The organism is Streptosporangium sp. 'caverna' (assembly GCF_003203775.1).
Taxonomy (GTDB): Bacteria; Actinomycetota; Actinomycetes; order Streptosporangiales; family Streptosporangiaceae; genus Streptosporangium; species Streptosporangium subroseum.
In genome coordinates, this window is record NZ_CP029711.1 from 4,434,130 (window position 1) to 4,460,515 (window position 26,386).

24 protein-coding genes are annotated in these 26,386 nt (G+C 70.3%); 15 read left to right on the top strand and 9 right to left on the bottom strand.

Going from position 1 to position 26,386, the window contains the following annotated elements; genetic code table 11:
- Positions 1-46: 46 nt before the first annotated feature.
- Both DKM19_RS19520 and DKM19_RS19525 read left to right on the top strand, forming a co-directional pair.
- The gene (locus DKM19_RS19520; protein ID WP_110697153.1) at positions 47-1,621 is read left to right on the top strand and encodes a glycoside hydrolase family 10 protein; all 1,575 of its coding nucleotides are present in this window, start codon (positions 47-49) and stop codon (positions 1,619-1,621) included.
- Positions 1,622-1,743: 122 nt separating this feature from the next.
- Positions 1,744-2,880: an anhydro-N-acetylmuramic acid kinase gene (locus tag DKM19_RS19525; protein ID WP_110697155.1), complete on the top strand. Its 1,137-nt coding sequence runs from the start codon at positions 1,744-1,746 to the stop codon at positions 2,878-2,880.
- Positions 2,881-2,899: 19 nt separating this feature from the next.
- Here the strand turns inward: DKM19_RS19525 and DKM19_RS19530 are convergent, their stop codons facing one another.
- Positions 2,900-3,949 carry a slipin family protein gene (locus DKM19_RS19530; protein ID WP_110697157.1) on the bottom strand — a complete coding sequence of 350 codons (1,050 nt, stop codon included), beginning with the start codon at positions 3,947-3,949 and terminating at the stop codon, positions 2,900-2,902.
- Positions 3,950-4,455: 506 nt separating this feature from the next.
- Positions 4,456-5,508: a LacI family DNA-binding transcriptional regulator gene (locus DKM19_RS19535; protein ID WP_089210354.1), complete on the bottom strand. Its 1,053-nt coding sequence runs from the start codon at positions 5,506-5,508 to the stop codon at positions 4,456-4,458.
- Between the two features lie 728 nt (positions 5,509-6,236).
- Between DKM19_RS19535 and DKM19_RS19540 the strand changes: the two genes are divergently transcribed.
- The 5 genes from DKM19_RS19540 to DKM19_RS19560 all read left to right on the top strand — a co-directional run bounded on the left by DKM19_RS19540 (position 6,237) and on the right by DKM19_RS19560 (position 10,560).
- Positions 6,237-6,914, top strand: coding sequence for a hypothetical protein (locus DKM19_RS19540; RefSeq protein WP_110697159.1), 678 nt, complete (start codon positions 6,237-6,239; stop codon positions 6,912-6,914).
- 413 nt (positions 6,915-7,327) lie between these two features.
- The gene (locus DKM19_RS19545; RefSeq protein ID WP_162641619.1) at positions 7,328-7,885 is read left to right on the top strand and encodes an NADPH-dependent FMN reductase; all 558 of its coding nucleotides are present in this window, start codon (positions 7,328-7,330) and stop codon (positions 7,883-7,885) included.
- 41 nt (positions 7,886-7,926) lie between these two features.
- Positions 7,927-8,820: an LLM class F420-dependent oxidoreductase gene (locus tag DKM19_RS19550; protein WP_110697163.1), complete on the top strand. Its 894-nt coding sequence runs from the start codon at positions 7,927-7,929 to the stop codon at positions 8,818-8,820.
- A 62-nt stretch (positions 8,821-8,882) separates the two neighbouring features.
- The gene (locus tag DKM19_RS19555) at positions 8,883-9,389 is read left to right on the top strand and encodes a hypothetical protein (RefSeq protein ID WP_110697165.1); all 507 of its coding nucleotides are present in this window, start codon (positions 8,883-8,885) and stop codon (positions 9,387-9,389) included.
- A 298-nt stretch (positions 9,390-9,687) separates the two neighbouring features.
- Positions 9,688-10,560 carry a diacylglycerol kinase family protein gene (locus tag DKM19_RS19560; protein WP_110697167.1) on the top strand — a complete coding sequence of 291 codons (873 nt, stop codon included), beginning with the start codon at positions 9,688-9,690 and terminating at the stop codon, positions 10,558-10,560.
- A gap of 91 nt (positions 10,561-10,651) precedes the next feature.
- Here DKM19_RS19560 and DKM19_RS19565 read toward each other — a convergent pair whose 3' ends face one another.
- From DKM19_RS19565 to pgm, 3 genes are all read right to left on the bottom strand, one after another.
- Entirely contained in the window at positions 10,652-11,584 is a 933-nt protein-coding gene (locus tag DKM19_RS19565) for an NADP-dependent oxidoreductase (protein ID WP_239514334.1), read from the bottom strand.
- A 186-nt stretch (positions 11,585-11,770) separates the two neighbouring features.
- Complete coding sequence (locus DKM19_RS19570) at positions 11,771-13,000, bottom strand: amidohydrolase family protein (RefSeq protein WP_110697169.1); 1,230 nt, start codon at positions 12,998-13,000, stop codon at positions 11,771-11,773.
- Between the two features lie 322 nt (positions 13,001-13,322).
- Positions 13,323-14,960: a phosphoglucomutase (alpha-D-glucose-1,6-bisphosphate-dependent) gene (gene pgm / locus DKM19_RS19575; RefSeq protein ID WP_110697171.1), complete on the bottom strand. Its 1,638-nt coding sequence runs from the start codon at positions 14,958-14,960 to the stop codon at positions 13,323-13,325.
- 439 nt (positions 14,961-15,399) lie between these two features.
- On the opposite strand from pgm, the gene DKM19_RS19580 reads away from it, so the two are divergent.
- The 4 genes from DKM19_RS19580 to DKM19_RS19595 all read left to right on the top strand — a co-directional run bounded on the left by DKM19_RS19580 (position 15,400) and on the right by DKM19_RS19595 (position 19,090).
- Positions 15,400-16,344, top strand: a complete 945-nt coding sequence (locus DKM19_RS19580) for an ROK family protein (RefSeq protein WP_204358873.1) — start codon at positions 15,400-15,402, stop codon at positions 16,342-16,344.
- 59 nt (positions 16,345-16,403) lie between these two features.
- Positions 16,404-17,153: a sugar phosphate isomerase/epimerase gene (locus DKM19_RS19585; RefSeq protein WP_110697173.1), complete on the top strand. Its 750-nt coding sequence runs from the start codon at positions 16,404-16,406 to the stop codon at positions 17,151-17,153.
- Positions 17,150-18,250, top strand: a complete 1,101-nt coding sequence (locus tag DKM19_RS19590; protein WP_110697175.1) for a Gfo/Idh/MocA family protein — start codon at positions 17,150-17,152, stop codon at positions 18,248-18,250. The genes DKM19_RS19585 and DKM19_RS19590 overlap by 4 nt, the downstream gene beginning before the upstream one ends.
- 126 nt (positions 18,251-18,376) lie before the next feature.
- Positions 18,377-19,090 (top strand): VC0807 family protein, encoded by a 714-nt coding sequence (locus DKM19_RS19595; protein WP_110697177.1) that lies wholly within the window; start codon positions 18,377-18,379, stop codon positions 19,088-19,090.
- Between the two features lie 56 nt (positions 19,091-19,146).
- Here DKM19_RS19595 and DKM19_RS19600 read toward each other — a convergent pair whose 3' ends face one another.
- Complete coding sequence (locus DKM19_RS19600; protein ID WP_089210340.1) at positions 19,147-19,329, bottom strand: hypothetical protein; 183 nt, start codon at positions 19,327-19,329, stop codon at positions 19,147-19,149.
- A gap of 17 nt (positions 19,330-19,346) precedes the next feature.
- On the opposite strand from DKM19_RS19600, the gene DKM19_RS19605 reads away from it, so the two are divergent.
- Both DKM19_RS19605 and DKM19_RS19610 read left to right on the top strand, forming a co-directional pair.
- On the top strand, positions 19,347-19,982 hold the full coding sequence (locus DKM19_RS19605; protein ID WP_110697179.1) for a hypothetical protein: 636 nt from the start codon (positions 19,347-19,349) through the stop codon (positions 19,980-19,982).
- A gap of 149 nt (positions 19,983-20,131) precedes the next feature.
- Positions 20,132-21,370 carry an NAD(P)/FAD-dependent oxidoreductase gene (locus DKM19_RS19610; protein WP_110705819.1) on the top strand — a complete coding sequence of 413 codons (1,239 nt, stop codon included), beginning with the start codon at positions 20,132-20,134 and terminating at the stop codon, positions 21,368-21,370.
- A gap of 71 nt (positions 21,371-21,441) precedes the next feature.
- Here DKM19_RS19610 and DKM19_RS19615 read toward each other — a convergent pair whose 3' ends face one another.
- Complete coding sequence (locus DKM19_RS19615) at positions 21,442-21,903, bottom strand: PPOX class F420-dependent oxidoreductase (RefSeq protein ID WP_110697181.1); 462 nt, start codon at positions 21,901-21,903, stop codon at positions 21,442-21,444.
- A gap of 186 nt (positions 21,904-22,089) precedes the next feature.
- On the opposite strand from DKM19_RS19615, the gene DKM19_RS19620 reads away from it, so the two are divergent.
- Positions 22,090-22,788, top strand: coding sequence for a fasciclin domain-containing protein (locus DKM19_RS19620; RefSeq protein WP_110697183.1), 699 nt, complete (start codon positions 22,090-22,092; stop codon positions 22,786-22,788).
- A gap of 126 nt (positions 22,789-22,914) precedes the next feature.
- Entirely contained in the window at positions 22,915-24,552 is a 1,638-nt protein-coding gene (locus DKM19_RS19625; protein ID WP_110697185.1) for an ATP-dependent DNA helicase RecQ, read from the top strand.
- On the opposite strand, the gene DKM19_RS19630 is transcribed toward DKM19_RS19625, so the two are convergent.
- A complete protein-coding gene (locus DKM19_RS19630; protein WP_110697187.1) occupies positions 24,549-25,367 on the bottom strand; it encodes an SAM-dependent methyltransferase in 819 nt (272 codons plus the stop codon). The genes DKM19_RS19625 and DKM19_RS19630 overlap by 4 nt on opposite strands.
- 59 nt (positions 25,368-25,426) lie before the next feature.
- Positions 25,427-26,293 (bottom strand): SAM-dependent methyltransferase, encoded by an 867-nt coding sequence (locus DKM19_RS19635; RefSeq protein WP_162641620.1) that lies wholly within the window; start codon positions 26,291-26,293, stop codon positions 25,427-25,429.
- Between the last annotated feature and the right edge of the window lie 93 nt (positions 26,294-26,386).

The window sequence follows — 26,386 nt, forward strand, 5'->3', positions numbered from 1 at the left end:
CTCATGGCCGGAACCGCCAGGAGCTGAACACCTCCTTGGAGTCCGCATGAGCTCACCCGACCGGCGCACCGTCCTGCGCGGCCTCACCCTCGCCGCCGCGGCGACCACAGTGTCCCTGCCCGCCCTCGCCTCCGCTTCGACCGGCGGCGCCACCTCTCCCACCTTCGCTCCGGCCGAGTACGCGCAGCCGCTGCGGCAGATGCGCGGAATGTGGATCGCCTCGGTCGTCAACATCAACTGGCCGTCGAGGACGGGGCTGACCGCGGACCAGCAGAAGGCCGAGTATCTCGCCTGGCTGGACCTGGCGCGGGCCCGCGGGCTGAACGCGGTGTTCGTCCAGATCCGGCCGACCGCCGACGCCTTCTGGCCCTCGCCGTACGAACCCTGGTCGCAGTATCTGACCGGCGTCCAGGGCCAGGATCCCGGCTACGACCCGCTGGCGTTCATGATCGGGGAGACGCACAGGCGGGGCCTGGCCTTCCACGGGTGGTTCAACCCCTACCGCGTGTCCATGCAGGCCGATCCCGCGAAGCTGCACCCCGACCATCCCGGCCGCAGGCACCCCGACTGGATCGTCGCCTACGGCGGCAAGCTGTACTACAACCCGGGCATGCCCGAGGTCCGCGCGTTCGTGCAGGACGCGATGATGGACGCGGTCACCAGGTACGACATCGACGGCCTGCACTTCGACGACTACTTCTACCCGGTCAACACCCCGGACTTCGACGACAGCGCCGCCTACGCCGAGCACGGCGCGGGCTTCCCCGATCTCGCGGCCTGGCGGCGCGAGAACGTGGACCTGCTCGTGCGGGAGATGCAGCGGCGCGTACGGCGGGCCAAGCCGGAGATCGCCTGGGGCATCAGCCCGTCCGGCATCTGGCGCAACAAGGCCACCGACCCCCTCGGCTCGGAGACGAGCGGCGGCCAGTCCTACGACAACCTGCACGCCGACACCCGGGGCTGGGTCAAGAAGGGCTGGCTGGACTACATCGCGCCGCAGCTCTACTGGTACATCGGCCAGTCCAACGCCGACTACGCCAAACTGGTCCCCTGGTGGTCCGAGGTGGCGGCGGGCACCGGCACGCAGCTCTGGATCGGTCAGGCGGCCTACAAGGCGGGGGTCGCGGGGCAGCCCGTCGAGTGGTTCCAGCCCGACCAGCTCACCAGGCACCTGAGCCTCAACCGGGATCACCCGCAGGTCGGCGGCGACATCTGGTACAACTCCGGCGACGTGCGCGACGACCGGCTCGGGTCGATCAGCGCCGTCGTGGCCGATCACTACACCCGCCCCGCGCTGAGTCCGTTGCTGCCCAGACTCGCCAAGGGCCGGGCCCCGCTCCGCCCGGTGCTCCTGCGGGCGCGCCGGGTGGACGGAGGCACCGAGCTGCGCGTCCTCGCCACCGGCAAGGAGCTTCCGTTCCAGTACGCGATCTTCCGGCTCGACCGGCGCGCCAGGCCGGCGGACTTCACCGACGCCCGGCACCTGGTCGCGGTCGTTCCCGCCGACCGTCACGTACGGTGGGTGGATCCCGCGGGCGCCAAGGGGGCCTACTACTACGTGACCGCCGTGGACCGGCCAGGACGCCAGAGCCCGCCGAGCATCGGGCGCCACGTGCAGTGACGACCTCCGGCTGAACGTCTCGTACGGCTCCCGCCCGGTGGGAGCCGTACCCCCCTGGCGGCACTCGCGCGGTGATCTGTTAAGAATTCGGAGGCGTTGAGGAAATCGGGGAAGGACAGAGTGTGCGGGTGCTTGGGCTGATGTCGGGGACGTCCCATGACGGGATCGACAGCGCGACCGTGGACTGGTCGATGGCCGACGGTGTGCTCACGGGGGTCGTCGAGCACACCGGCACGCGGCCGTACGAGCGGGAGCTGCGCGAGCGGATCCTCGCCGCGCTGCCACCGAACCCGACCGACATGGCCGAGGTCTGCCGGCTCGACACCCTGATAGGCCAGGCGTTCGCCGACGCCGCCGAGGAGTGCGGCCCGGTCGATCTTGTGTGCTCGCACGGGCAGACGCTGTTCCACTGGGTGGAGAACGGCAGGGTACGGGGCACCCTGCAGCTCGGCCAGCCCGCCTGGATCGCCGAGAGGACCGGCGCACCCGTGGTCTCGGACCTGCGTGTACGGGACGTGAGCGCGGGAGGGCAGGGTGCGCCGCTGGTCTCCTATTTCGACCTCCTGCTCCTGGCCGGGCTGCCCGGCGCGAGCGGCGCGCTCAACCTCGGCGGGATCGCGAACCTGACCGTGCGGGATCTCGGGATCGCCTACGACACGGGTCCGGCGTCGGCGTTGATGGACGCGGCGGTGTCCGCCGCCACGGGAGGGTCCTTTGACGAGAACGGCCGGCTCGCCGCGGCGGGGGAGATCCACGAAGGGCTGCTGCGCGATCTGCTGGCGGAGCCGTACTATCGAGAGCTCCCGCCGAAGACCACCGGCAAGGAGCTGTTCCACCCGGGATACCTGGCCAGGATGGCCTCGCCGTACGGACTGGCCCTGCCCGATCTGCTGGCGACGCTGACCGCGCTCACCGCCGAGACCGTGGCCATGGAGATCCGCAGGCACCGGCTCGAGACCGTGGTGGTCTCGGGAGGCGGGGTGCGGAATCCGGTCTTGATCGACATGCTGTGCAAGCGGGCCCCGGAGGCGCGGATCCTGCCGAGCGACGAGCTCGGTGTTCCCGCCGACGCCAAGGAGGCGATAGCCTTCTCGCTCTTCGGCTGGCTGACGGCCCACGGGCTGCCCGCCACGGTTCCCGGCTGTACGGGCGCGTCAGGACCGCGCATACTCGGCACGATCACCCCTGGCCGGGGCCCGCTGACGCTGCCCCCGCCCCTCCAAGACGCGCCGGCCCGCCTCATCTTCGTGGGGAGATGAGGCGGGGCCGGCGTTTGACCTACCGTTCGGCCTGCGCGCCGCCGGCCGCGGTCCGGTCGAGGACGTGCGGGTCTGGGAGGTGCTGGTCGGGCGGCGATATCGACAGATCCGCGGACGGCGCGGGGATGGAGTGCGAGGCGGCCGGTTCGGCCTCGGGCAGCGCCGCCGTCTCGCCGGGCCGGTCGATCTCGGAGAGCGCCGCCGCCTCGTTGGGCCGGTCGATCTCGGAGGGTGCCGCGGTCTCGGTGGACCGGTCGGTCTCGGCGGGCCGGCCGGCTTCGGGGAGTGCCGCGTCCTCGGAGGAGGCCGCGATCTCGGGGGGCGTCGCTCGTTCCAGGAAGCGGAGCAGCTCGACGGGGAAGGGCAGCACGAGGGTGGAGTTCTTCTCGGCGGCGACCTCGACGACGGTCTGGAGCAGGCGCAGCTGCAGCGCGGCGGGGTGGGCGGTCATCGTCTCGGCGGCCTGGGCCAGCTTCTCGGAGGCCTGCAGCTCACCCTCGGCGGTGATGACGCGAGAACGCCGTTCACGTTCGGCTTCGGCCTGCCGTGACATGGAGCGTTTCATCGACTCGGGGAGTGACACGTCCTTGATCTCGACGCGGTCGATGTGCACGCCCCAGCCCACGGCGGGGCTGTCGATCATCAGCTCCAGGCCCTGGTTGAGCCGCTCCCGGTTGGACAGCAGGTCGTCCAGCTCGCTCTTGCCGATGATCGAACGCAGCGAGGCCAGCGCGACCTGGCGAATGGCGGACTCGTAGTCCTGGACGTTGACGATCACGCGTACCGGGTCGACGACCCGGAAGTAGATGACGGCATCGACGCGGACCGTCACGTTGTCGCGGGTGATGGCGTCCTGGACGGGCACCGGCATGGTGACGATCTGCAGGTTGACCTTCTGCAGACGGTCGATGACCGGCACGATCAGGGCGAGCCCGGGACCGCGGATCTCGTTGCGCACCTGCCCGAACCGGAAGACGACGCCCCGCTCGAACTGCTGGACGACCCGAACGCCCGACGCGAGCAACATCGCGCCCACTGTCAGGATCACGATCAGCGCATAGATGATCATTCCACCCTCCGATGTCCATCCTCGGTTCCGTGGGCCCGGCGCACTCGGCACCCCGAGGGCCTTCTCCATCGGGAACCGGGTTCCGCCGGCACCACGCGCGGGGGATGGGCCGGCCGGTCGCGGGGTGACGGAGCGGGTGTCGCGGTGCCCGGGCCTCCACGCGGGTCCTTGACCGGCAGGCGGCGTCGGATCTCGTGCGACGCCTCGCGTTCGTGGTCACTGGGCACGACACACCTCCCCGGGGGGTGTCTGTCCGTTGGGCATGATCTTGCCGGTTTCGCCCATCCGGACACTTCCATCGTAGCTCGGATCGACATATCCGCAGGTGAGGGAAGGTGTTTGCTATCTGCCTCCCTAATGTTCTCAAAATCGCGAAGCGAAGCGAGGCAGCGGTTACGGCGGCAGTGGGCAAGGAGAACGTCGCGTGACGCTGAGCGGTGTCTCGACGTGACCTCTTCCACGGGCTGAAAAGGTTCTTCGGCCAGGGAGGCCTTCGAAAGGCCTCGTCAGGCCGACTGCCGGATCACCAGGGTGGGTTCGAAGATGACCGAGGTCACCCGGCGCTCCGGCTCCTCGACGTGGGAGAGCAGCAGGCGGGTCATCTCCGCGGCCATGTCCTCCATGGGCTGGCGGACCGTGGTCAGCTGGGGGCGGCAGGCGAGGGCGGCGCTGCTGTCGTCGAACCCGACCACCGCGACGTCGTCGGGTATCCGCCGGCCGTGGTCGCGCAGCACGAGGAGGGCGCCCTGCGCCATCAGGTCGTTGGCGATGAACACGCCGTCCACGTCCGGGTGCTCGGCCATCAGCCGCTGCATCGCGGTCTCGCCGCTGTCGTGGCTGAAATCGCCCTCGACGATGGGGATGTAGGGGTGGCCGTGCCTGGCCATCGTCTCCTGGAACCCCGCCAGCCGGTCCTGGCTGGCCGGAACGTCGAGCGGGCCGGTGATGGTCGCGACGCGCCGGCAACCGCGGGCGACGAGGTGGTCGGCGGCCAGCGTCCCTCCTGCCCGGTGCGCGACGTCGACGTAGCTGATGGGGATCGGCCTGGGCGGTCTGGCGAAGAGGACGGCGGGCAGCCCGGCGTCGACGAGCAGTTTCGGCAGGGGGTCCGCGGCGTGGCTGGAGACGAGGAGCGCGCCGTCGGCGTTGCCCTGCCGGAGGTAGGAGATCACCTGTTCCCTGGCCGCGGCGGTCTCGGCGAGCATCAGGACCGGATGCATGCCCAGGGGGCGCAGGAAGCCGAGGACGCCGCTGGCCACCCGGCCGAAGAATGGGTCGCCGAAGACCCGGTTCGGAAAGGGGTCCTCCTCGCCTTCGTCGCCCGCCCCGGAGACGACCAGGGCGATCGAGCCGGTGCGACGGGTGACGAGGGAACGCGCCGCCCGGTTCGGGGCGTATCCGGTGACGGAGATGGCCTGGCGGACCTTCTCCTGAATATCGGGGTCGACGTTGCGAATTCCATTGATCACGCGAGAGACGGTCGCACGGGACACTCCCGCCACCCGGGCCACGTCCTCCAAGGTGGACGAGCTCGGTATCGACGGGAGGTCTTCGCTCATGAGAGCTTTTATAGCATAATGGGAGAGCGCTCTCCATCCAGGTTGACGGCCGTACTCAGGGGGAGCGTCACTCGCGGAGTCCCCGGCGAGAGCGGTGGAGGCTTCCCGCGTCGCTCGCCGGTCGTGATGCCAGGCCACCCGGGGCGTCGCGCCTCTCTCCGGAGAAAAGTCCGACCGTGGGAAGGGCCTCTTCGAGCCGCCCCGGCCGAGGGGCCGGCGAGAGCCTCTGGCGCCATCTCCGCCCAAGGATCCCGGAGGCCTCGACGCCCGGTTGAGGTGGTCGCGCGTCCGTGCCGGATCCGGTGGAGGGCGGTCCCCGCGCTTTTCCGGAGAGCGCTCTCCATTTTTTCTCCGGAGCCGTTTCCGATCGTGAGCGGTGCCAATGGAGCCCTGTAGAGAAATCCCTTTTGGTGGGTTTTATCTGTTTTATTTGGGTACGTAGCAGGCCTCGATTCGAGAGGTGAGGCCTTGGTGCGAATCGGTCCGCAGGGAGGCGTTCCGATCTCGGAGAGCGCTCTCCGACCCCTTCCCATCGAGGCGCACGGCGGCGGCGCCCCGCGGGCGATCTCCGACACGCCCGTCGGGATAGGCGTTCTGTGTCATCCGGTACTTGACCTCAAGCGTAGTTGAGGCCTCATTCTAAAGAGGTGATCTCCGCGAGGATCCGCGAAGGCCCGTTCCACGGGGATCCGCGGAGATCCGTATGGCTTCGTCGAGAAAGGACTCTCATGAGCGAGGATACGGTCGACTTCTGGTTCGATCCCGCCTGTCCCTGGGCCTGGATCACGTCCCGATGGATCCTGGAGGTGGGGAAGGTCCGTCCGGTGGAGATCCACTGGCGGGAGATGAGCCTGGCGATCCTCAACGAGTCGCAGGAGATGTCCGCCGAGTACCGGCGGGTCGTCGAGCTCGGCCGGGGCACGGTCCGGGTGTTCGCGGCGGCGCGCAAGGCGGTCGGCGACGACGCCGTGGGCGAGCTGTACACCACGCTCGGCACGCGGTTCCACGGCGGGGACGGCCTGTTCCAGCGGGCCCGCGCCGAAGGGCGCGGGAGCCTCGCGGACAGGGAGGCGCTGCTGGAAGGCCTGGAGTCGGTGATCGCGGGGGCGCTGGCAGACGCGGGCCTGCCCGCGGACCTGATCGCCGCGAGAGCCGAGGCGTCCTGGGACGACGCGATCCGGGCCTCGCACGACCTGGTGCCGGCGGGGAAGCAGAAGCAGACGCTGATCGGTGTCCCGACGATCTCGGTGAACGGGCACGCGGGCCAGTTCGGCCCGGTCATCAGCGAGATCGCGACCGGGGAGCGGGCGGGCCTGCTGTGGGACGCGTTCAAGGTGTTCGCCATGGAGGAGACGTTCTTCGAGATCAAGCGGGTCACCGACCGGGCGGTTCCTCAGACCTTCTGAGACGGTTCCTTGGATCTTCTGAGGATTGACCATGGGGGAAGTGGGCGTCTGACCTGCGGCCTCCGTGAGCTTTGACCGATAAATCACTGGTTTATGGGTGATCGGTACTCGGGGTTCATGTTCGTGACCCTTTTCTGGGGGCACGTCCTTAATGTGATGGAATGTGAGGCCCAACAACACCGGTGTGGCAGTGGTGACCGGCGAAGGAGTCCCCACTGTCTCGGACTTCGAGAGCAGAGCGACTCCAGCGGTACGGCGGGCGGGCCTCCCAGATGGATCACGACGGTGCCGTACAGCGGTTTCTGTCGGCGAGTTGGGGGACTCTCGTGCTGCCGACCGCGGTCGAGTGACCGAAGCATTGAGATCTCCCCCGCACGTAGCGTCGCGACGTCGCGACAGGGATGGGGTCGGGGATGAAGATCATCGGAATCGCGGGCAGCCTTCGTCGTGGGGCGTACGTCTGGAGACTGCTGGAGGCGTCGTCGTGGGAGCTGCCCGCGGCGGTGGACTTCGAGATCTGGGACGGGCTGGATCGGATACCGCCCGTCTCGGACGGTGAGCTGCCGCAGCCGGTGGACGAACTGTGCCGCGCCGTTTCGAAGGCGGACGGCATGCTGATCACGGCACCGGCGCACAGCACGCTGCCGGTCCAGCTGAGCCATGCGCTCGACTGGCTATCGTCCCCGCGTGCCGGCGCGGTCCTGCTGGGCAAGCCCGTGGGAGTCGTGACCGCCTGCCTGCGTATCCACGAGGCGATGTGGACGCAGACCCAGTTGCGCAGGTCGCTCGGCGCGGCGGGCGCGGTCGTGCACGGCGCGGACCTGGCGGTCTCCTCGGCCCGCAGCCGGTTCGACGCCACCGGCCAACTCGCCGACAAGGAGTTCCGCGGACGGCTCCGCAAGGTGCTGGACGAGGTGTGTTCGCCGTCGCTCGCCAGGGCCGGGGGCAGTGCCCTTTTTCACGATCACTAAACTGAATCGGGTAGTTCAGTCGAGTTGGATCGGAGGCGGCGATGGGCATCGGCCGCATCGGTGTGTGGCATCCCCTGTTCGGGCGGGCTCCCGTGCAGGCTGTACGACAGGCCGCGGTGGAGATCGAGGAGCTCGGGTACGGCGCGCTGTGGTTCGGTGAGGCGCCGGGAAGCCGGGAGGCGTTCAGCACCGCCGGAATCCTGCTCGCGGCCACCAGAACCATCTCCGTCGGCAGCGGCATCGCCAACATCTGGGTCCGGGACGCGACCGCCATGGCGACCGGGGCGGCGGCGTACGGCGAGGCCTACCCGGGGCGGTTCGCCCTGGGCGTCGGGGTCAGCCACGCCCCCATGGTCACCCAGCGCGGACACGACTACACGCGCCCTCTCGCCGCGATGAGCGCATATCTCGACACGATGGACGTCGCCGCACGCGATCTGCCGTTCTCTCCCGACCCGCCCACGCCCAGGCTGCTCGCCGCGTTGCGGCCGCGGATGCTGGAGCTCGCCCGGGACAAGACCGATGGCGCCCACCCCTACTTCGTGCCGCCGGAGCACACCGTGCTCGCCCGCGAGATCCTCGGCCCCGGCCGGATCCTCGCGCCCGAGCAGGCCGTGGTCCTGGAGAGCGACCCGGCCACGGCCAGGAAGATCGCCCGCGCGCACATGGCGATCTACCTGACCCTGGGAAACTACGTCAACAACCTGCGCCACCTCGGCTACGCGGACGAGGACTTCGCCGACGGCGGCAGCGACCGGCTGGTGGACGCGATCGTCGCGTGGGGGGACGCCGAGACCGTCGCCACCCGGGTCCGCGCGCATCTCGACGCCGGGGCGGATCACGTCGCCCTTCAGCCGCTCCCGCCGGATCTGCGCGGAGGCGTCGCCCAGCTGACGGAGCTCGCGGCCGCCCTGGACGTACGCCCGGGGAAGTAGGGGCGACACCGAGGACGACCCGTCATGCCGTACGAAGGTGAGAGGGGAAGGGGGAGGTCATCGTGGGTAACGCAGACCAGGAAAAGGCGCTGCGAATCCTGGAGGCGGCGCTCGACCTCCGCGCCCCGGTCGTCCGGCACCGGCTCAAGAAGTTTCCCGAGGGCGCGCCGTTCCTCTGGCTGAGCTTTCCCGGCGCGGGCGGCGCGGCGATTTTCCTTGACAGACGTCAGTGGATCTACCTGAGCGAGCCGAAGCGGGGCGAGGTGGCCGTCCAGCTCTCCGCGGGCCAGGTCGACGACGATCCCGCGCTTGTCATCGAGCGGCTCCTTCCGGTCATGACGCCGGTTCGCAGACGCAGGAGCACCGCGGTGCGCGTTCTGGCGGCCTCCGGGATCGGCCTCGCCTCGGGCGCGGGGGTGGGCCTGCTGAGCGCGGTGCTCATGGCCATCCTCGTCGCGGGCAACGGCTATCTCTCGGACACGAGCACCGTCGTGGTGTACGCACTGGCCGCGCTGCTGGGCGTCGCGTCGGGTCTCTGGATGGCCTGGCGCTGGTGGCGGCTGGGCTGAGCACACCCGATTCCGGGCCGAGCGCACGCGGTACGGACTGCGCGCACGGTTCTGGGCCGAGCGCGCGATTCCGGGTCGAACCTGCGTGGTCCGGGCCGAGCCCATGGGGTCCGGATTGAGCTCGCGTGGTCCGGGCTGAGCCCATGGGGTCCGGGTCGGACCTGCGCCGTCCGGGCCGAGCCCATGGGGTCCGGGCCGAACGCGCGGGCCGGGTTGGGGCCGCGTGATCGTCGTTGAGCCCGCGTGATCGTCACTCCCGTGGGCAGGGAGCGGGGAGACGACCACGTGGAGGAGCGACATGGCCGAGTTGCTGGCGATCTACAACGCGGAGGCGGGGAGCGCGGACGACGACGTCAGGGCCGCCGTCATCGAGACGTTGCGTGGCGGCGCCGATCTGGTCGAGGCGCCCGTCGGGGAGAAGGACCTGGACGAGACGCTCGACGCCCACCCCGGCCGGGACGTGGTCGTGCTGGGCGGCGACGGGTCGCTCCACGTGGTGGTCGCCACCCTGCATCGGCGCGGTGAGCTGGATGCCCGGACGGTGGGCCTCGTTCCGCTGGGCACCGGCAACGACTTCGCCCGGGGGCTAGGCATTCCGCTGGATCCCCAGGTCGCGGCCCGCATCGTGCTCGCCGGACGGCCCCACCCCCTCGACCTCCTCGTCGACGACGAGGGCGGGATCGTCGTCAACGTGGTGCACCTCGGCGTGGGCGCGGAGGCGTCCGAGCAGGCCAAGCCGCTCAAGCCAAAACTCGGCCGGCTCGCCTACATGGTGGGCGGGCTGCTCGCGGGCGTGCGGAGCCCCGGCTGGAGGCTGCGCGTGACGGTGGACGGCCGGCAGGTGGCCGGGGAGAGCCCGGTGCTCATGCTCGGCGTCGGCAACGGCGTCACCATCGGCGGCGGCACCCCGCTGACCCCCAGGGCCAGGCCCGACGACGGCATGGTGGACGTCGTCGTCGCGCTGACCACCGGGCCGCTGGACCGGCTCGCCTACGCGCTGCGACTGCGCCGGGGGAGCCACCCCGAGCTGCGGAGAGTGATCACCGACCGCGGGCGCGAGGTGGCCGTGGAGGGCGAGCCCGTCCCGGTGAACGCCGACGGCGAGCTGATCGGCCGTACGGCCCGGCGCCGCTGGACGGTCAAGCCCGCCGCCTGGCGGATGTTCACCTGACCTCCCCGGCGAGACGGGAGCGTCGACGGTCACGGCCGGAGGCGGCGGTCGCCCGGTCTCGAGTTCCGTCTCCGGGAAGGCGGGCCGGAGGTCAGGGGATCAGCACGACCCGGCCACGCAGGCCGCCCTGGACCATATGGGCGTGGGCCTTGGCCGCATCGGCCAGCGGGTATGTCTGGGCGACCCGGGGGGTCAGCAGGCCCGCGTCGGCGAGGTGGACCAGCTTCGTGAGGCCGGCGCCGTCGGGGGCGACGCTCGTCAGACTGATCTTGATGCCACGAGTGGGCCTGGGGATCCGGTCGCCCCGCACGCCCGTGTAGCTCCCTCCGTCACGCACGGCGCCGGTCACGGCGTCACCGAGCACCGCCGCGTCCAGGACGCCGTCGGCGCCGTCGGGCCAGATGCCGCGGATCGCCGCGGCGGGGTCGTCACCGGAGGTTGTGAACCACCGCGCGCCGAGCGTGCCGGTGACGTACTCCTCGTCGGACGGCCGGGCCAGTGCCAGCGTACGTATACCGCGAGTCCGGGCGATCTCCAGGGCATAACCGCCCACGGCACCGGCGGCTCCGGTGACCGCGAGGGTGTCGCCGGAGCGCAGCCCGAGGTTGTCGAGGGCCTGGACGGCGGTGAGCGCGTTGAGCGGCAGCGTCGAGGCGGCGGCGGAGTCGAAGCGGGCGGGGGCGGGGGCGGCGGCGTACTGCTCGACCACGACGTATTCCGCCTGGCCGCCCAGTGGCTTCCCGCCCCCGTGGATGATCGCGATGACACGGTCGCCGACGGTGAGGTCGGTGATGGGGCCGACGGCATCGACCGTTCCCGCGACGTCCCAGCCGAGTCCGAGATACTGCCCGTCGGGGATCGGGCCGAAAGCGCCGCTCCACAGGCCGGCGTCAGCGGGGTTGAGGGCCGCGGCCTCGACCTTGATCCTGATCTGTCCGGCTCCCGGCTCCGGGCGAGGGAACTCGGCGATCTTCACGACCTCGGGACTGCCGACCGATCGGATGACTACTGCGCGCATGGTCATGCCATTTTCCTTCATGTCCGGGGGGATTACGAGATCATCGGGCTCGGCCGCAGCCTCCACCAACTGCCGTACGCGGTCAAGGACCGGGCCGATGCCGACCTTCCCGAAGTCGACGCGGCCCGTGCCCACGACGGCCACACCCACGCCCCGGCCTCAACCCGGTGCACCTTCGCGGTTGCGGCGGCGCTAGCGCCGGTCCACCACGATGTCGCCGTTCTGGACCACCAGCGCCACCCTGGCCCGGTCGGCGAAGATCGACGGATCGTCCAGCGGGTTGCCGGCGAAGGCCACCAGGTCGGCCCGCTTGCCCTCATGCACCGTGCCGACCTGGTCGGCGATCCCGAGAATCCCGGCATTGACGCTGGTGGCCGACACCAGCGCGGCCATCGGCGTCTCGATCTTCGACCTGAGCACCAGCTCGTACCCGCGGCCGGACTGGTCGGGTCCGATCAGGTCCGACCCGAGCCCCACCCGCACACCCGCCTCGCGGGAGGCCAGCAACCCGTCGATCTGCCCCTGCATCACGACCCCCAGCCGGTCCGCGATCGCCGTCGGCAGACCGCTGGCCGTCGCATCCTCCGTCAGGGCGTGCACCACCGCCAGCGTCGGAACGTGCGCCACACCGTGGGCCGCCATCAGCGCCGCGGTCTCCTCGTCGATCTCGGAGCCGTGCTCCACGCACAGCGCCCCGGCCTTGACGGCGTTGCGGATGCCCCGGTTGTTGTGCGCGTGCACCGTGACGTACGTGCCGCGCGCGGCCGCCTCCTCCACGGCCACCGCGATCTCCTCCACGGTGAACTGCGTGTCGGTCAGCTTGTCGTGCTTGGACACGACGCCGCCGGTGACGCAGAGCTTGATGAACTCGGCCCCGCGCCTGAACGACTCCCGCACGTTCTTACGCATCTCGTCCGGCCCGTCCGACAGCAGCGCCATCGACCGCAACCCCGGGATGTGATGATCATTCCAGTCGGCGGTCGGCTCCCAGTCGGCGGCGAAATGCCCGTGCCCGCCCGTCTGGCACTGGATGGGCCCGCACTGCAGGATCCGCGGCCCCCGGACCTTGCCCCGTGCGACGACCGAGGCGAGTCCCCCGTCGACGCCTCCGACGTCCCGCACGGTGGTGAACCCGGCCTCCAGCGTCCGCGTGCAGTTCGCGAACATGTCCGCGGCCAGTTCGGCCACCGACAGCTCCCGCCGCAGGCTGGCGTCGATGTCGCTGCTCAGTCCCAGATGCACGTGCGCGTCGATGAGCCCGGGCGTGAGGGTCAGCCCGTCGCACTCGACCACCTCGGCCCCCGCCGGAGGCGTCCCGCCCACCCGGACGATCCGCCCCCCGTCGACCTCCACCGCCTGTCCTCGAACCGGGTCGCGCCCGCTACCGTCGATGACCACCGCGCCGCTGAACCACGTCGACATGCCGCTTCCATCCTTGTCCGCCGCATACCGGCGTCCGCGTCCGGCGCCTCCCCCCGCCATCTCCGGAGATCCCCGCCCACGCACGACGGACGGCAGACTCGCGCCTCACCGCATGTCCTGGGTTGCTGGGGACGGGGAACAACGAGGGGTTGACGATCTATATGTGACGGATGACCTTAACACCCCTTTTTGTTGGGTTCTAGGTAGAGATCGACGGACATTTGTTGGGTTCCAGGTGGCGGTCGACGGACGGTCCGGCACAGCGCCCCGGATCGGCCGTCCGTCAGAATCGCCGGCTCCGAGAGGTCGGCCAGGACGTTGTTCAGCCGAGAGACGCCGACACCAGGTTCCTGGCCTCCTCCTGCACCCGGGCCAGATGCTCCGGGCCCTTGAAGGACTCGGCGTAGATCTTGTACACGTCCTCCGTGCCGGAGGGCCGGGCGGCGAACCAGGCGCTGTCGGTGGCGACCTTGACCCCGCCGAGGGCGGCGCCGTTGCCGGGGGCGGAGGTCAGCACCTGCGTGATCGGCTCGCCGGCGAGGGTGTCGGCGGTGACCTGCTCGGCCGAGAGTTTGGCGAGCACCGCCTTCTCCTCCCGGCTCGCCGGGGCGTCGACCCGGGCATAGGCGGGATCGCCGAACCTGGAGGTCAGGTCGCGGTAGTGCTCGCTCGGCGAGCGGCCGGTGGTCGCGATGATCTCCGCGGCCAGCAGTGCCAGGATCAGGCCGTCCTTGTCGGTGGTCCACACCGAGCCGTCGCGGCGCAGGAACGACGCCCCGGCGCTCTCCTCACCGCCGAAACCGAGGGAGCCGTCGAGCAGGCCCGGCACGAACCACTTGAACCCGACGGGCACCTCCATGAGCCGCCTGCCCAGATCCGCCGCCACCCGGTCGATCATGCCGCTGCTCACCAGCGTCTTGCCGACCCCGGCGTCCGCCGGCCAGCCGGGCCGGTGGGAGTAGAGGTAGGAGATCGCCACGGCGAGGTAGTGGTTGGGGTTCAGCAGCCCCCCGTCGGGAGTGACGACGCCGTGCCGGTCGGCGTCGGCGTCGTTGCCCGTGGAGACGTCGAACGCGTCGCGGTTGGCGATGAGCGAGGCCATCGCGTACGGCGACGAGCAGTCCATCCGGATCTTGCCGTCCCAGTCCAGCGTCATGAACCGCCACGTCGGGTCGGTCAGCGGGTTCACCACCGTCAGATCCAGCCGGTGCCGCTCGGCGATCTCCCCCCAGTAGGCCACGCTCGCCCCGCCCAGCGGGTCAGCGCCGATGCGCACCCCCGCCGCCCGGATCGCGTCGAGGTCCAGCACGGACGGCAGGTCGTCGACGTAGTGGCCGAGGAAGTCGTGACGGACGGTGGTGTCGGCGGCCAGCGCCCTGACGTAGGGAATCCGCCTGACCTCCTTGAGGCCGTCGGCGATCAGCGCGTTGGCGCGGTCCTGGATCCACGAGGTGGCGTCGGTGTCTGCCGGGCCGCCGTGCGGCGGGTTGTACTTGAAGCCACCGTCACCGGGCGGGTTGTGCGAGGGGGTCACCACCACCCCGTCGGCCAGTCCGGTCGTACGCCCCCGGTTGTGGGTGAGGATCGCGTGCGAGACCGCCGGCGTCGGGGTGTAGCCGCCCCGGCTGTCGATGAGGACCGTCACCCCGTTGGCCGCGAAGACCTCCAGCGCCGAGACCTGCGCGGGCTCGGACAGGGCGTGGCTGTCGGCGCCGAGGAACAGCGGGCCGTCCACTCCCTGCGCCGCGCGGTACTCCACGATGGCCTGGCTGGTCGCGAGGATGTGGTCCTCGTTGAACGCGACGTTCAGTGAGGAACCGCGGTGCCCCGACGTCCCGAACGCCACCCGCTGGCCGACCTCTCCCGGATCGGGGTGCAGCGCGTAGTAGGAGGTCACCAGACGGGCCACGTCGACAAGATCGGACGGCTGGGCGAGCTGCCCCGCGCGTTCATGCGTCATAAAAATCTCCCAAGTCATCCCTGCCAACCGTATCTACCCTCAAATTCGAGAAGACCGCATACTTGATCTCGAATGTGCGGAAATCTAGCGGGTGATCCTCGGAGCCGGTCGGCCACGCCGCCGGCGCGTCGTCGCGTCACCTCGCCGGATCTCCCGGAGCGCCCGTCTCCGCCGTGCCGCCGGCGTCTCCCCGGCCACGGCGTCCGGTCTGCCCGTTCCCTGGAACCCGCCCGTCGCAGCACGTCGCCGCGTGCCGTTGACAACGTTGTCATCGACGTCGTACGTTCGCTGTGTTTGCTATCTTTGCCCGGTTTGCTTGCCCAGGCCTGCGAACCTCTCAACCACCGAATACATCGGAGGAATCCGTGAACAGCCGCGTGGTGGCCGTATCGGCCACCGCCAACCTCTCCCTGCTCGGAAGCCTCGGCGAGGTCAGGCTGTGACCGCCCTGGCAATCGACATCGGCGGCACCAAGTTCGCCGTCGCGGTCGTTCACCCCGACGGGACCATGGTCCGGCGGGCGGAACTGCCGGTGGGACCGGACCCCGTGGCGACGCTGGCCTCGCTGGTCCGCGACGCCGGAGCCGCCGGCCTGACCGGGGTGGGGATCGGCTCCGCCGGTCCCATCGACGCCCTCGCCGGCACGGTCAGCCCGGTCAACATCCCGTCCTGGCGGGACTTCCCGCTGGTCGACACCGTGCGGGAGCTCCTTGCCGACCTTCACGACCTTCCCGATCCCCAGGGCTTTCCCGTCGCGCTGGCCGGAGACGGCCAGTGCATGGCGCTGGGGGAGTGGTGGCGAGGCGGGCACGGCTCGGCCTCCCAGGTCATGCTCGGGATCGTGGTGTCCACGGGTGTGGGCGGCGGGCTGGTCCTGGACGGCGTGCCGTACCTGGGACCGACGGGAAACGCCGGTCACATCGGGCACATCGCCATAGACCCGCACGGGGATCTCTGCCCCTGCGGGGCGGTGGGATGCCTGGAGACCATCGCCAGCGGTCCCAACACGGTCCGCTGGGCGCTGGCGAACGGCTGGACCTGCCCGGCCGCGCACCCGGACGCCAAGGCGCTCGCGGCGGACGCCGCCCGCGGGGTTCCCGTCGCGCAGCTGGCCTTCCAGCGGACCGCGGACGCGCTGGCCGCGGCGATTCTCACCACGGCGGCCCTGTTCGACGTCGACGACGTCGTCATCGGAGGCGGCGTGGCCGCGGCGGGTGAGACGCTGCTCGCCCCGCTGCGGCAGGCGGTCGCCAAACAGGCCGGGCTCGGCTTCCTGAAGCGCCTCACCGTCAGCCGGACCTCGCTGGAACGCGACGCTGGTCTGTACGGCGCCGCCGCCCTGGTTCTTCCCTCCGAGGAGAGAACGCCCTACCGGGGCCCTTGATCGCCGTCGGGGGAACTCCTCCGGCGCGGAGCAGATTCAGAACGTCGAAGGGACCTGGGATGAGCCCACTCGCCGTCCAGTTGTACTCCGTTCGTGAGCAGGCGGCCGTCGACCGTCGCGCCGTGCTACGCCGCATCGCCGAAATAGGGTACGGCGCGGTCGAGCCGTACGACCCGCACGTGGATCCGGTCGGTCTCGCCGCCGACCTCGAGGAGGCCGGGCTGACGGTGTGCAGCGTGCACGGCCCGCTGCTCGACGAGCGGCGAGCGAGCGTGCTCGCCGCGGCCGCCGTCATCGGGGCGGACACCGTCATCGTGCCGATGGCTCCCGCCGAGTGGTTCGCCGACCTGGGCGGGCTGGAGCTGGCCGCCCGGAGCATCAACGAGGCGGCCGTCGAGGCGGCCGACCACGGTCTGCGGCTCGGCTACCACAACCACTGGTGGGAGCTGGAACAGCAGGTGGACGGCCGTCCCGCCCTGGAGGTGCTGGCCGAGCTGCTGGCCCCCGAGGTGCTCCTGGAGGTCGACGTCTACTGGGCGGCGACCGGCGGGGTCGACCCGTCGGCGCTGCTGACCCGGCTGGGCGAGCGGGTGCGCTACCTGCACGTCAAAGACGGGCCGGCGACGAAGGAGGGGCCGATGACGGCGGTGGGCGCGGGCAGCGTGCCGATCGTGAACGCGCTGACCACCGCGCCGGACGCGGTGCGGATCGTGGAGCTGGACCACTGCGCCACCGACATGGTCGAGGCGCTGGCCGACAGCCACGCCTACCTGACCGGCCTGATCGCCGCCGGGCGGGTGAGCCCGTGACGAGCCCTCTCGGGGTGGCGATCGTCGGCTGCGGCACCATCAGCCACCAGTATCTGAGCAACCTGATCACCTTCCCCGACGTGCGGGTGGTGGCCTGCGCCGACCTCGACCTGGCCCGTGCCCAGGAGGTCGCGAGCCGGTACGGCGTGCCGGTGGCGACCACCCCGGAGCAGGCGATGGCCCATCCCGACGTCGAGCTGGTCGTCAACCTCACGATCCCGTCCGCCCACGCCGCGGTGGCGATGGCGGCGGTCGAGGCCGGGTGCCACGTCTACAACGAGAAGCCGTTCACCATGGACAGGGAGTCCGGCTCGAAGCTGGTGGAGGCCGCCGCGACGGCGGGGGTGCGCCTGGGCAGCGCTCCCGACACCTTCCTCGGCGCCGGCCTGCAGACCGCGGCCCGGCTCGTCGCCGAAGGGGCGATCGGCGCCCCGCTGACCGCTCTGACGCTGCTGCAGAGCCCCGGTCCCGAATCGTGGCACCACAGCCCGGAGTTCCTGTTCCAGAGGGGCGCCGGGCCGCTGTTCGACATGGGCCCCTACTACCTGACCGCCCTCGTCACGCTGTTCGGGCCGACCCGGCGGGTGGCCGCGATGGCCCGCCGGGCACGGGAGGAGCGGATCATCGGCTCGGGGCCCAGGGCCGGGACCCGTTTCCCGGTCGAGGTTCCCACCCACACGGCGGCGCTCGTGGAGTTCGCCGCCGGGCAGGCCGCCACGATGGTGTTCACCTTCGACTCGCCGCTTCCCCGCTGGGGGTTCATCGAGATCACCGGCACCGAGGCGACCATGGAGGTGCCCGACCCCAACACCTTCGGCGGCGAGGTGCGGTTGCGCCGGGCCGGCGACGACGAGTGGACCCCGGTCCCGACGCCGGGTACCACCGCCGGTCGTGGTCTGGGCGTGCTCGACATGGCCCAGGCCATCCGTGAGGACCGGCCGCACCGCGCCACCGGAGAGCTGGGCCTGCACGTCCTGGACACGATGCTGGCCATCGCCGAGTCCGCCGAGCGGTCCGAGTTCCTCGAGGTCGCCAGCAGCTGCCCGATGCCCGAGCCGCTGTCCGAGGGGTGGGATCCGGTGAAGGGCCACGGGTAGGGCCTGAGCCGGGCGACGGCGTAGACGGCACGAACCGACAGGACGGCGGGACGGCGGCGAGCCGTCCCGCCGTCCTTTTCTCTCTCCGCGCTTGCCTATTTTACTCATATGAGTTATTTGTTACTCATGCAAGTAAAGAAGGCGGGGCCGAAGGCGAAGAGCCGCCATCGCGGGGCGGCCATCCTGATGCTGGTGGACTTCGGGCTGCCCATCGGGCTCTACTACGGCCTGCGCGCTATGGACGTCGGCTATCTCCCCTCCCTGCTCATCAGCTCCCTGGTGCCCAGCACCAGCATGGTCGTCACCCTTGTCAGGGAACGGAGGCTCGACTCCGCCGGGCTCTTCATGACGATCATGATGCTGGCGGGCGCGGGCCTGTCGGTCATCAGCGGAAGCACCCGGCTGCTGCTCGCCAAGGACGCCCTGCTGATGGTCGCCGTGGGCGGGTGGTTCCTTGTCACCGCCAGGGGCTCGCGACCGCTGGCCCTGCGGTTCTCCCGTCCCCTGCTGGAGGGGCGGATCGGCGCCAGGGAGGAGTCGTGGGACGACCTCTGGGCCCGCTCGCCGGACTTCCGCCGGCTGTGGCGGGTCTGCACGGTCGCCTGGGGCATCGGGTCGCTGGTCGACGCGGTCGTCCGCGTCGTCATCGTCTACACCTTCCCGATCGACCTCGCGGTGGGACTGGGCGGTGTGCAGTACGGGATCTTCACGGTCCTGATGCTGGTGATCGTCAACGTCTACCAGATGCGGGCGGGGCTGCATGACCCCCGGTCGGCGCTCTACCGGCAGGCGGTAGCCGACCTCCCCGGGAGTCCCCTGGAGGTCGGCGGCCCGAAGTGAGCCCGGCGGGCGCCCGCGACCCGTGGCCGGAGCGCCGGCGGCGCCGTGATCGATTCCTAGGGGGTTCGGCCGATGGCCTTGGGGTCACCCGCCGCGGACTCCTCCAGGCGAGCACGGAGCCGGGTCCGGATCTCGTCCGGGGTGTAGGCCTGTCGTTTCCTTTCGGCCCGCACCATGACCACGCCCGTGGCCGCGACGCCGGCGACACCTGCCAGACCGAGTACCTTCCACCATCGCATGTGCCTACGCTAGCGGAATGCCAGGCAAGAGCATCAGCCTCGACGAGGCCGTGAATCTGACCCGTACCGGTGACATGTGGCTGTTTCGCGGACGGACCGTGCCCGACCGAGCCATTCAGACCATGACGAACAGCCCGGTCAACCACGTCGGCATGTCCGTCGTCATCGACGACATGCCGCCGTTGATGTGGCACGCCGAGCTCGGCCGTTCCCTGCCCGACCTGTGGTCGGGGGTCCACCAACGGGGCGTCCAGCTGCACGACCTGCGCGACGCGGTCTCCGTCTGGGCCACCAGGTACGGCCAGCGTGCGTGGCTGCGCCAGCTGGAGCCCCAGACTCCTCCGGAGATGGAGGACGCCGTCCTGCGCACCATCGCCCGCCTGGACGGCACGCCCTTCCCCTCCACGGCCAGGCTGGCCGGACGCTGGATGAAGGGGCGGGTGCCGAAGATCCTGACGCGGGGATCGGAGGAGAGCGCCCTGGAGAGCGCCTACTGCGCCGAGGTCGTCGCCGTCACCTACGAGGCCATGGGACTGCTTCCGGGTGGTCGCAGGCCGAACTGGTACGACCCCGGCCGATTCTGGAGCGGGGACGACCTCGAGCTGTCCGGCGGGTTCCAGCTCGGAGGAGAGATCACGGTGAAGCTGGGGTAGGCCTACGGAAGAGGCCGGATCGTAGACGCAACCCCCGGCGGCTCGCCATCCGAAGTCAGAGGTGGCGGATCCTGTTGCTCCGTGTCGCGGTGGACGTCGCCGCAGCGAACGCCACCGTGAATGTCACCGTGATCCAAGGGGGATGCGTCATGCCGGACACAGTGGTCATCATCGGTGCGGGGCTCGCGGGCCTTTCGTGCGCGGACCGGTTGCACTCCGCCGGGGTGCCGGTCCGCGTCGTCGACGCCGCGGACGAGGTGGGCGGTCGCGTGCGCACCGACATCGTGGACGGCTTCCGGCTCGACCGTGGGTTCCAGGTGTTCAACACCGCCTATCCGGAGGCGGCCCGGGTTCTCGACATCGGCGCGCTGGACCTTCGCGCCATCCCCTCGGGCGTGATCACCTTCGAGAAGGGGCGGAAAGAACGCTTCATGCTGCCCTGGCGGCACCCCCGGCACGCGTTCAGCGGTCTGCTGGCCGATGTGGGATCGCTCCGGGACAAGGCCGCCCTGAGCGCGCTGACCGCGCGTGACATCACCTTCCCTCCCGAGCTGTTGCGCCGTGACCCGGACCGCACCACGGAGGAGGAGCTGCGGCACCGGGGCATCTCCTCCAAGATGATCGAGAAGCTGATCCGTCCCTTCCTGGCCGGTGTCTTCCTCGAACGAGAGCTGGAAACCTCCAGCCGCTTCTTCAACCTGATCTGGCGGTCCTTCGCCCTCGGCACGGTCGGGGTGCCCGCCCTCGGCATGGGCGAGATCCCCCGCCAGCTCGCCGCCCGTCTCCCGAGGGGAACGCTGAAACTCGGCACCCCGGTCATCGCCGTGACGGACGAGGGCGTGGAGACGGCGATGGGGGAGGCGATCGGTGCCCGCACGGTGGTCGTGGCGACCGACCCGGCCATGGCCGCCGCCCTCTATCCCGGGCTGGAGATCCCGCAGATGCGTGCGGTGACGACCTTCTACCACGCCGTCCCCTGGTCTCCCGCCGACGATCCCACCCAGATCGTGGACGCGGAGGGCCAGATCACCGACACCCTGGTCATCACCGACGCCGCACCCGAATACTCCTCGGACGGTCGTGCCCTGGTCTCCACCTCGGTCCTGGGGCTTCTCTCCGACGCCGACGAGCCTCGCGTCCGGGCACGGCTGGCTCAGATCTACAGGGCGAACACCTCCGCCTGGGAGCACCTCGCGACCTATCCGATCGAGGCGGCGCTGCCCGCGATGACCCCGCCGTTCCCGATGCGCCGCCCGGTCCGTTTCGCGCCCGGTCGCTACGTGTGCGGCGACCACCGCGACACCGGTTCCCACCAGGGCGCCTTGGTCTCGGGCCGCCGGGCCGCCGACGCCGTACTGGACGACCTGAGGTCGGCCGGCCGGAAATGAGCTCGGACGAGCCGATCCGGAGAAGGCCGAGCCTCAGGTCATCCGACCTTTGAGGGGTTGATCTCGGGTGTTCAGGCGAGCCGCGCGGGGAACCCGCCGGTGGCGATCGGACCCCAGCGCTGCGGGGTGAGGCGCAGCAGCGACTTGCCCTGACGGGTCATGGCCTCGCGGTATTCGTCCCAGTCGGGGTGCTCGCCGGAGATCGCCCGGTAGTAGTCGACCAGCGGCTCCAGGGCCTCGGGCAGGTCCAGGACCTCGACGGTGCCGTCCACCTGCACCCAGGGACCGTTGAAGTCATCCGACAGGACCACGACGCTCATCCGGGGATCGCGGCGGGCGTTGGCCGTCTTGGCGCGCTCCGGATAGGTGGACACCACGATGCGTCCCTCCGCGTCGACACCGCAGGTTACGGGGGAGGCCTGCGGCGTGCCGTCACGGCGTGTCGTGATGACGAGCGCGTGGTGGCGCTCGCGCAGGAATTCCAGCAACTGCTCACGTGAGACGACCTCGTTGGTCGCGATCTTCGGGCTCATGTTCCCACTGTACGACGGCGTGTCACGGCTGCTCACATTTGAGTATTTAGGGAGATATGTGGTCAAGAGTCGTCTAGTGGGGTATTTGTCACCAAAGTGGAGGGCATTGATCTACGAATAGACCGATGAGACCTCAGGGCCTGTCTGACGGATCCAGGGCTCATCCGCCCAACCAAGGAGATCAACGTGAAGAAGTCTCTTCTCGCCTCGGCTCTGGCAGCTCTGACCCTGGCCGCAGTCCCGGCCGCTCAGGCCGCCACCACGAGTTCCTTCCTCCTCTCTCCTGCCCCTGCCCCCACCGACATGCCCTCTCCCACGGACATGACCTCGCCCACCGACATGCCGACGTCCACCGACATGGCCTCGCCGGGGGCCTCGGCCTCGCCGGTCGGCCCGGGCTGCGCCTCCCTGCCCACCTCCGGACCCGGCAGCGCCGCCAGCATGGCCACGGAGCCGGTCGGCACCGCTCTCGCCGCCAACCCGGAACTGTCCACCCTGGCCAAGGCCGTCGACGCGGCCGGGCTGACCGAGACCCTGAACTCCGCCAAGGACGTCACGGTGTTCGCGCCCACCAACGCGGCGTTCGACAAGCTCCCGAAGGAGACGCTCGACAAGCTCATGGGGGACAAGGACCAGCTGACCAAGGTCCTCCAGAACCACGTCGTCGAGGGGAGGAAGGCGCCCGCCGACCTCACCACCGCGCCGCTCACGACGCTCGGTGGCGGCAGCCTGACCGTCACGGGTTCAGGTGAGGACCTCACCGTCGGCGAGGCCAAGGTTCTCTGCGGCAACCTGCAGACCTCCAACGCCACCGTCTACCTGATCGACTCGGTCCTCGTACCCGGTGCCGAGTCGTCGGCGACCCCGAGCGAGAGCGCGAGCTGAGGAGCCGGAGGGGTGCCTGCCACAGGCGCCCCTCGACAGGCCCTCTGACCGATGGCACCCGCCGCAGACGAGTACCACGCCCGTTCACGGGTAACGGGCGTGGGACACGGAAGAAGGCGGGCGTTCATGGGCATGGCGGACAGGTTCGGGTTGAAGGCGCGGCGGCTGAGAGCGGTGGCCCGCAAGGTCTTCGGGTGGCGTGAACTGCGCCCGGGACAGCTCGACGCCATGCGCCACCTGCTGACGGGTGGGGACGCGCTGGTCGTCATGCCCACCGGCGGCGGCAAGTCGGCCGTCTACCAGGTGCCCGCTCTGCTGCTCGACGGGCCGACCGTGGTCATCTCACCGCTGATCGCGCTCCAGCGCGACCAGGTCGCCGGGCTGATGAAGGCCGACGCCGGAGGGGCGGTGGCGGTCAACTCGGCCCAGGCCGGTGGCGAGGCCTCTCTCGAGGCGGTGCGTGCGGGCAGGACGGAGTTCGTGTTCCTCTCTCCCGAGCAACTCGCCAAGCCCGAGACGGTCGAACAACTGCGCGCCGCACGCCCCTCGCTGATCGTCGTCGACGAGGCGCACTGCGTGTCGGCGTGGGGTCACGACTTCCGGCCCGACTACCTGCGGCTGGGACAGGTCATCGAGCGACTGGGCCACCCGCCGGTGGTGGCGTTGACCGCCACGGCCGCCCCCTCGGTGCGCGAGGAGATCGTGAGGTCACTCGGCCTGTCGAACGTGCGCCAGATCGTGCGGGGCTTCGACCGGCCCAACCTCGACCTGGAGGTGCGCCGCTTCGTCACCCAGGAGGATCTGCGCCGGGCGCTCGTGGAGGACGCCGCGTCCCGGCCCGGACTCGGGCTGATCTACGTCGCCACCCGCCGGGCCGCCGAGGAGTACGCGGCCGAGCTGCGGGAGGCCGGACGCCGGGCCGAGCCGTACCACGCGGGGATGAAGGCGGCCGACCGGCACCGCGTTCACGAGATGTTCCGCGACGACGAGCTCGACGTCGTCGTTGCGACCTCCGCGTTCGGCATGGGCATCGACAAGCCGAACGTGCGATTCGTGCTGCACGCCTCCCCGCCGGAGTCCCCGGACTCCTACTACCAGGAGATCGGACGCGCCGGGCGGGATGGGGCCCCGGCCTCCGCGGTGCTGTTCTACCGGCAGGAGGATCTCGGGCTGCGCAGGTTCTTCGCCGGAGGACGGGCCGACGAGGAACTGCTGCTGCGGAGCGCGACGCTGATCCACGAGCACGGCGGCACCGTCGCGGCCGACGAGCTGCGAGCCGTGCTGGACATCGGCTCGACCCGGCTCACCCGGCTGGTGAACCTGCTGGAGCGGGCGGGCGCGCTCGAGGTCACCGCTCAGGGCGACCTGCGCCACGTCGCCGGCGGTCCCACCCCGGAGGAGGCCGCGGAGCGTGCCGTCGAACTCGATGACACCCGCCGCCGCATCGACGACTCGCGCATTGACATGATGCGCGGCTACGCGGAGACCACGGGCTGCCGGCGCCGGTTCCTGCTGGAGTATTTCGGCGAGCCGCACGAGCGCGTCTGCGGGGCGTGCGACACCTGCCGGGCGGGCGTCCCCACGCCGGACGAGGAGGTCGACGGCCCGTTCGCGATGCACGCCAGGGTGCGGCACGAGGCCTGGGGCCGGGGCATGGTGATGAGCAGGGAGAGCGACCGGATCACCGTCCTGTTCGACGAGGTCGGCTACAAGACGCTCTCTCTGGAGGCGGTTGAACGCGAGGACCTGCTGGGCGCAGGTTAGCCCTCGGTCTTCCTGGCGATCCCGACCATGGACCACGTCTTGTCGCGGCCCTGGACGGTGAGGGGGTTGTCGGGACGCCAGTCGCGCGTGTAGACGAACCCGGGGTCCACGAGCTTCATCCCGTCGAAGAAGCGCAGCACCTGCTTGCTCGTGCGGCCGGCGCCCTCGTCGCGGCCGAGGATCCTCCGGTAGATGCCGACGATCGAGTCCTCGACCTCGGGACGCCTGTCGAAGACGACGTGACCGAAGGCGAAGCCGCTGCCGACCGGCAGCGCGTCGCGCAGGACGGCCACGCACTTGAACGGGTCGTCCTCGTCCGGGATGAACTGGAGGGCGGACGCGATCAGGATGGCCACCGGCCGGTCCAGGTCGATGATCCGCCGCAGCTCGGGGTCGGCGAGCAGTTCGCGGGGGTGGAGGATGTCACCCTCGACGACGGCGGTGGCGGGGTTGGTGGCCAGCAGGGCGCGGGCGTGGGAGAGCACGACCGGGTCGGTGGAGACGTAGACCACGCGGGCGTCGGGCACGAGCGCCTGGGCGACATGGTGGATGCTGCTGCTCGTGGGGAGTCCCACACCGAGGGAGACGAACTGGGTGACGCCCTCGTCGAGGAGATATCGCACCGCCCGGGTCATGAAGGCCTGCCCCTCCCTGGCCATGGTCCTGACCTCGGGCGCGAGGGCGAGCACTTCCTCCGCGGCCTTGCGGTCGGCGGCGAAGTTGTCCTTGCCGCCGAGGTAGTAGTCGTTCATACGGGCGACGTTGGCCACGCTCGTGTCCAGACCCGCCGGTGGACGTCCGGTCGCGTCGCTCATACGTCATCTCCTCTGCCGCCCGTGACATCAAAAGGAACGGTGACGTTCGTGAACAGATGTCAGGACACAGGTGAACGGGGAAAGCTCCGATCATTTCCGGCGCAGTCTATCCATTCTTTGTGGCCGACTCCGCCGACGACCCATACGGAATCGGGCGAGCGGAGCACCGTCGCGTCGGGCCGCCACCGCGGGACGTACACCACTCCGGGTTCGACGAGTTTCATCTCGCCGAAGAGGAGCTCGACCTCGGCCCTGGTACGCAGGTTGGTGCGGCGTGGGCCCGTGATCGAACCGCGGTCCTGGTAGAGGGCCGCGAGCCGTGCCGTCTTCTCCGGGCACAGGTCGGAGACCGCGTGGGAGATGGCCATGTAGCTGCCCGGTGCGATCGCCTTCCGGAGGCCGGACGTGATCCGCATGGCCACGTCGTCGTCCGGGAAATCCGTCAGGACCGAGAAGAGGAGGATCGCCACGGGCCGGTCCAGGTCGATGACGCGGCCGGATCGCAGACGGGAGAGGATCTCCTCGGGATCGCGGGCGTCGGCTTCGATGACCGTGGCCAGATGATCGTCCGCGAGCAGGGCCTGGGCGTGGACGACGACCATCGGGTCGTTGTCGACGTACGCCACCCGCGCGTCGGGGGCGATCGTGTGGAGGATCTCGTGCACGCCGCCCCGGGTCGGCAGGCCGCAGCCGATGTCGACGAACTGCCGGATGCCCGCCTCGACGAGGAACCGGACCGCCCGGCGGAGGAACCCGCGTCCCTCCCGCGAGACGGCGGGGAGGTCGGGAGCGATCGCGAGCGCTTCCTCCGCGGTCTTGCGGTCGGCGGCGAAGTTGTCCTTGCCACCGACGAAGTAGTCGGCCATCCGTCCCGCGTTCGGGGTTTTGGGGTCGAACCGCAGGCGTTCAGGTCCTGACGACGCCATGACGGTCTCCATCCAGCGGGTCGGGCTTCCGCGGACAATATCCATCTTCCGGTGACTATGGGGCGTATTTCCATAAGTCGCCGATTTAGCGTC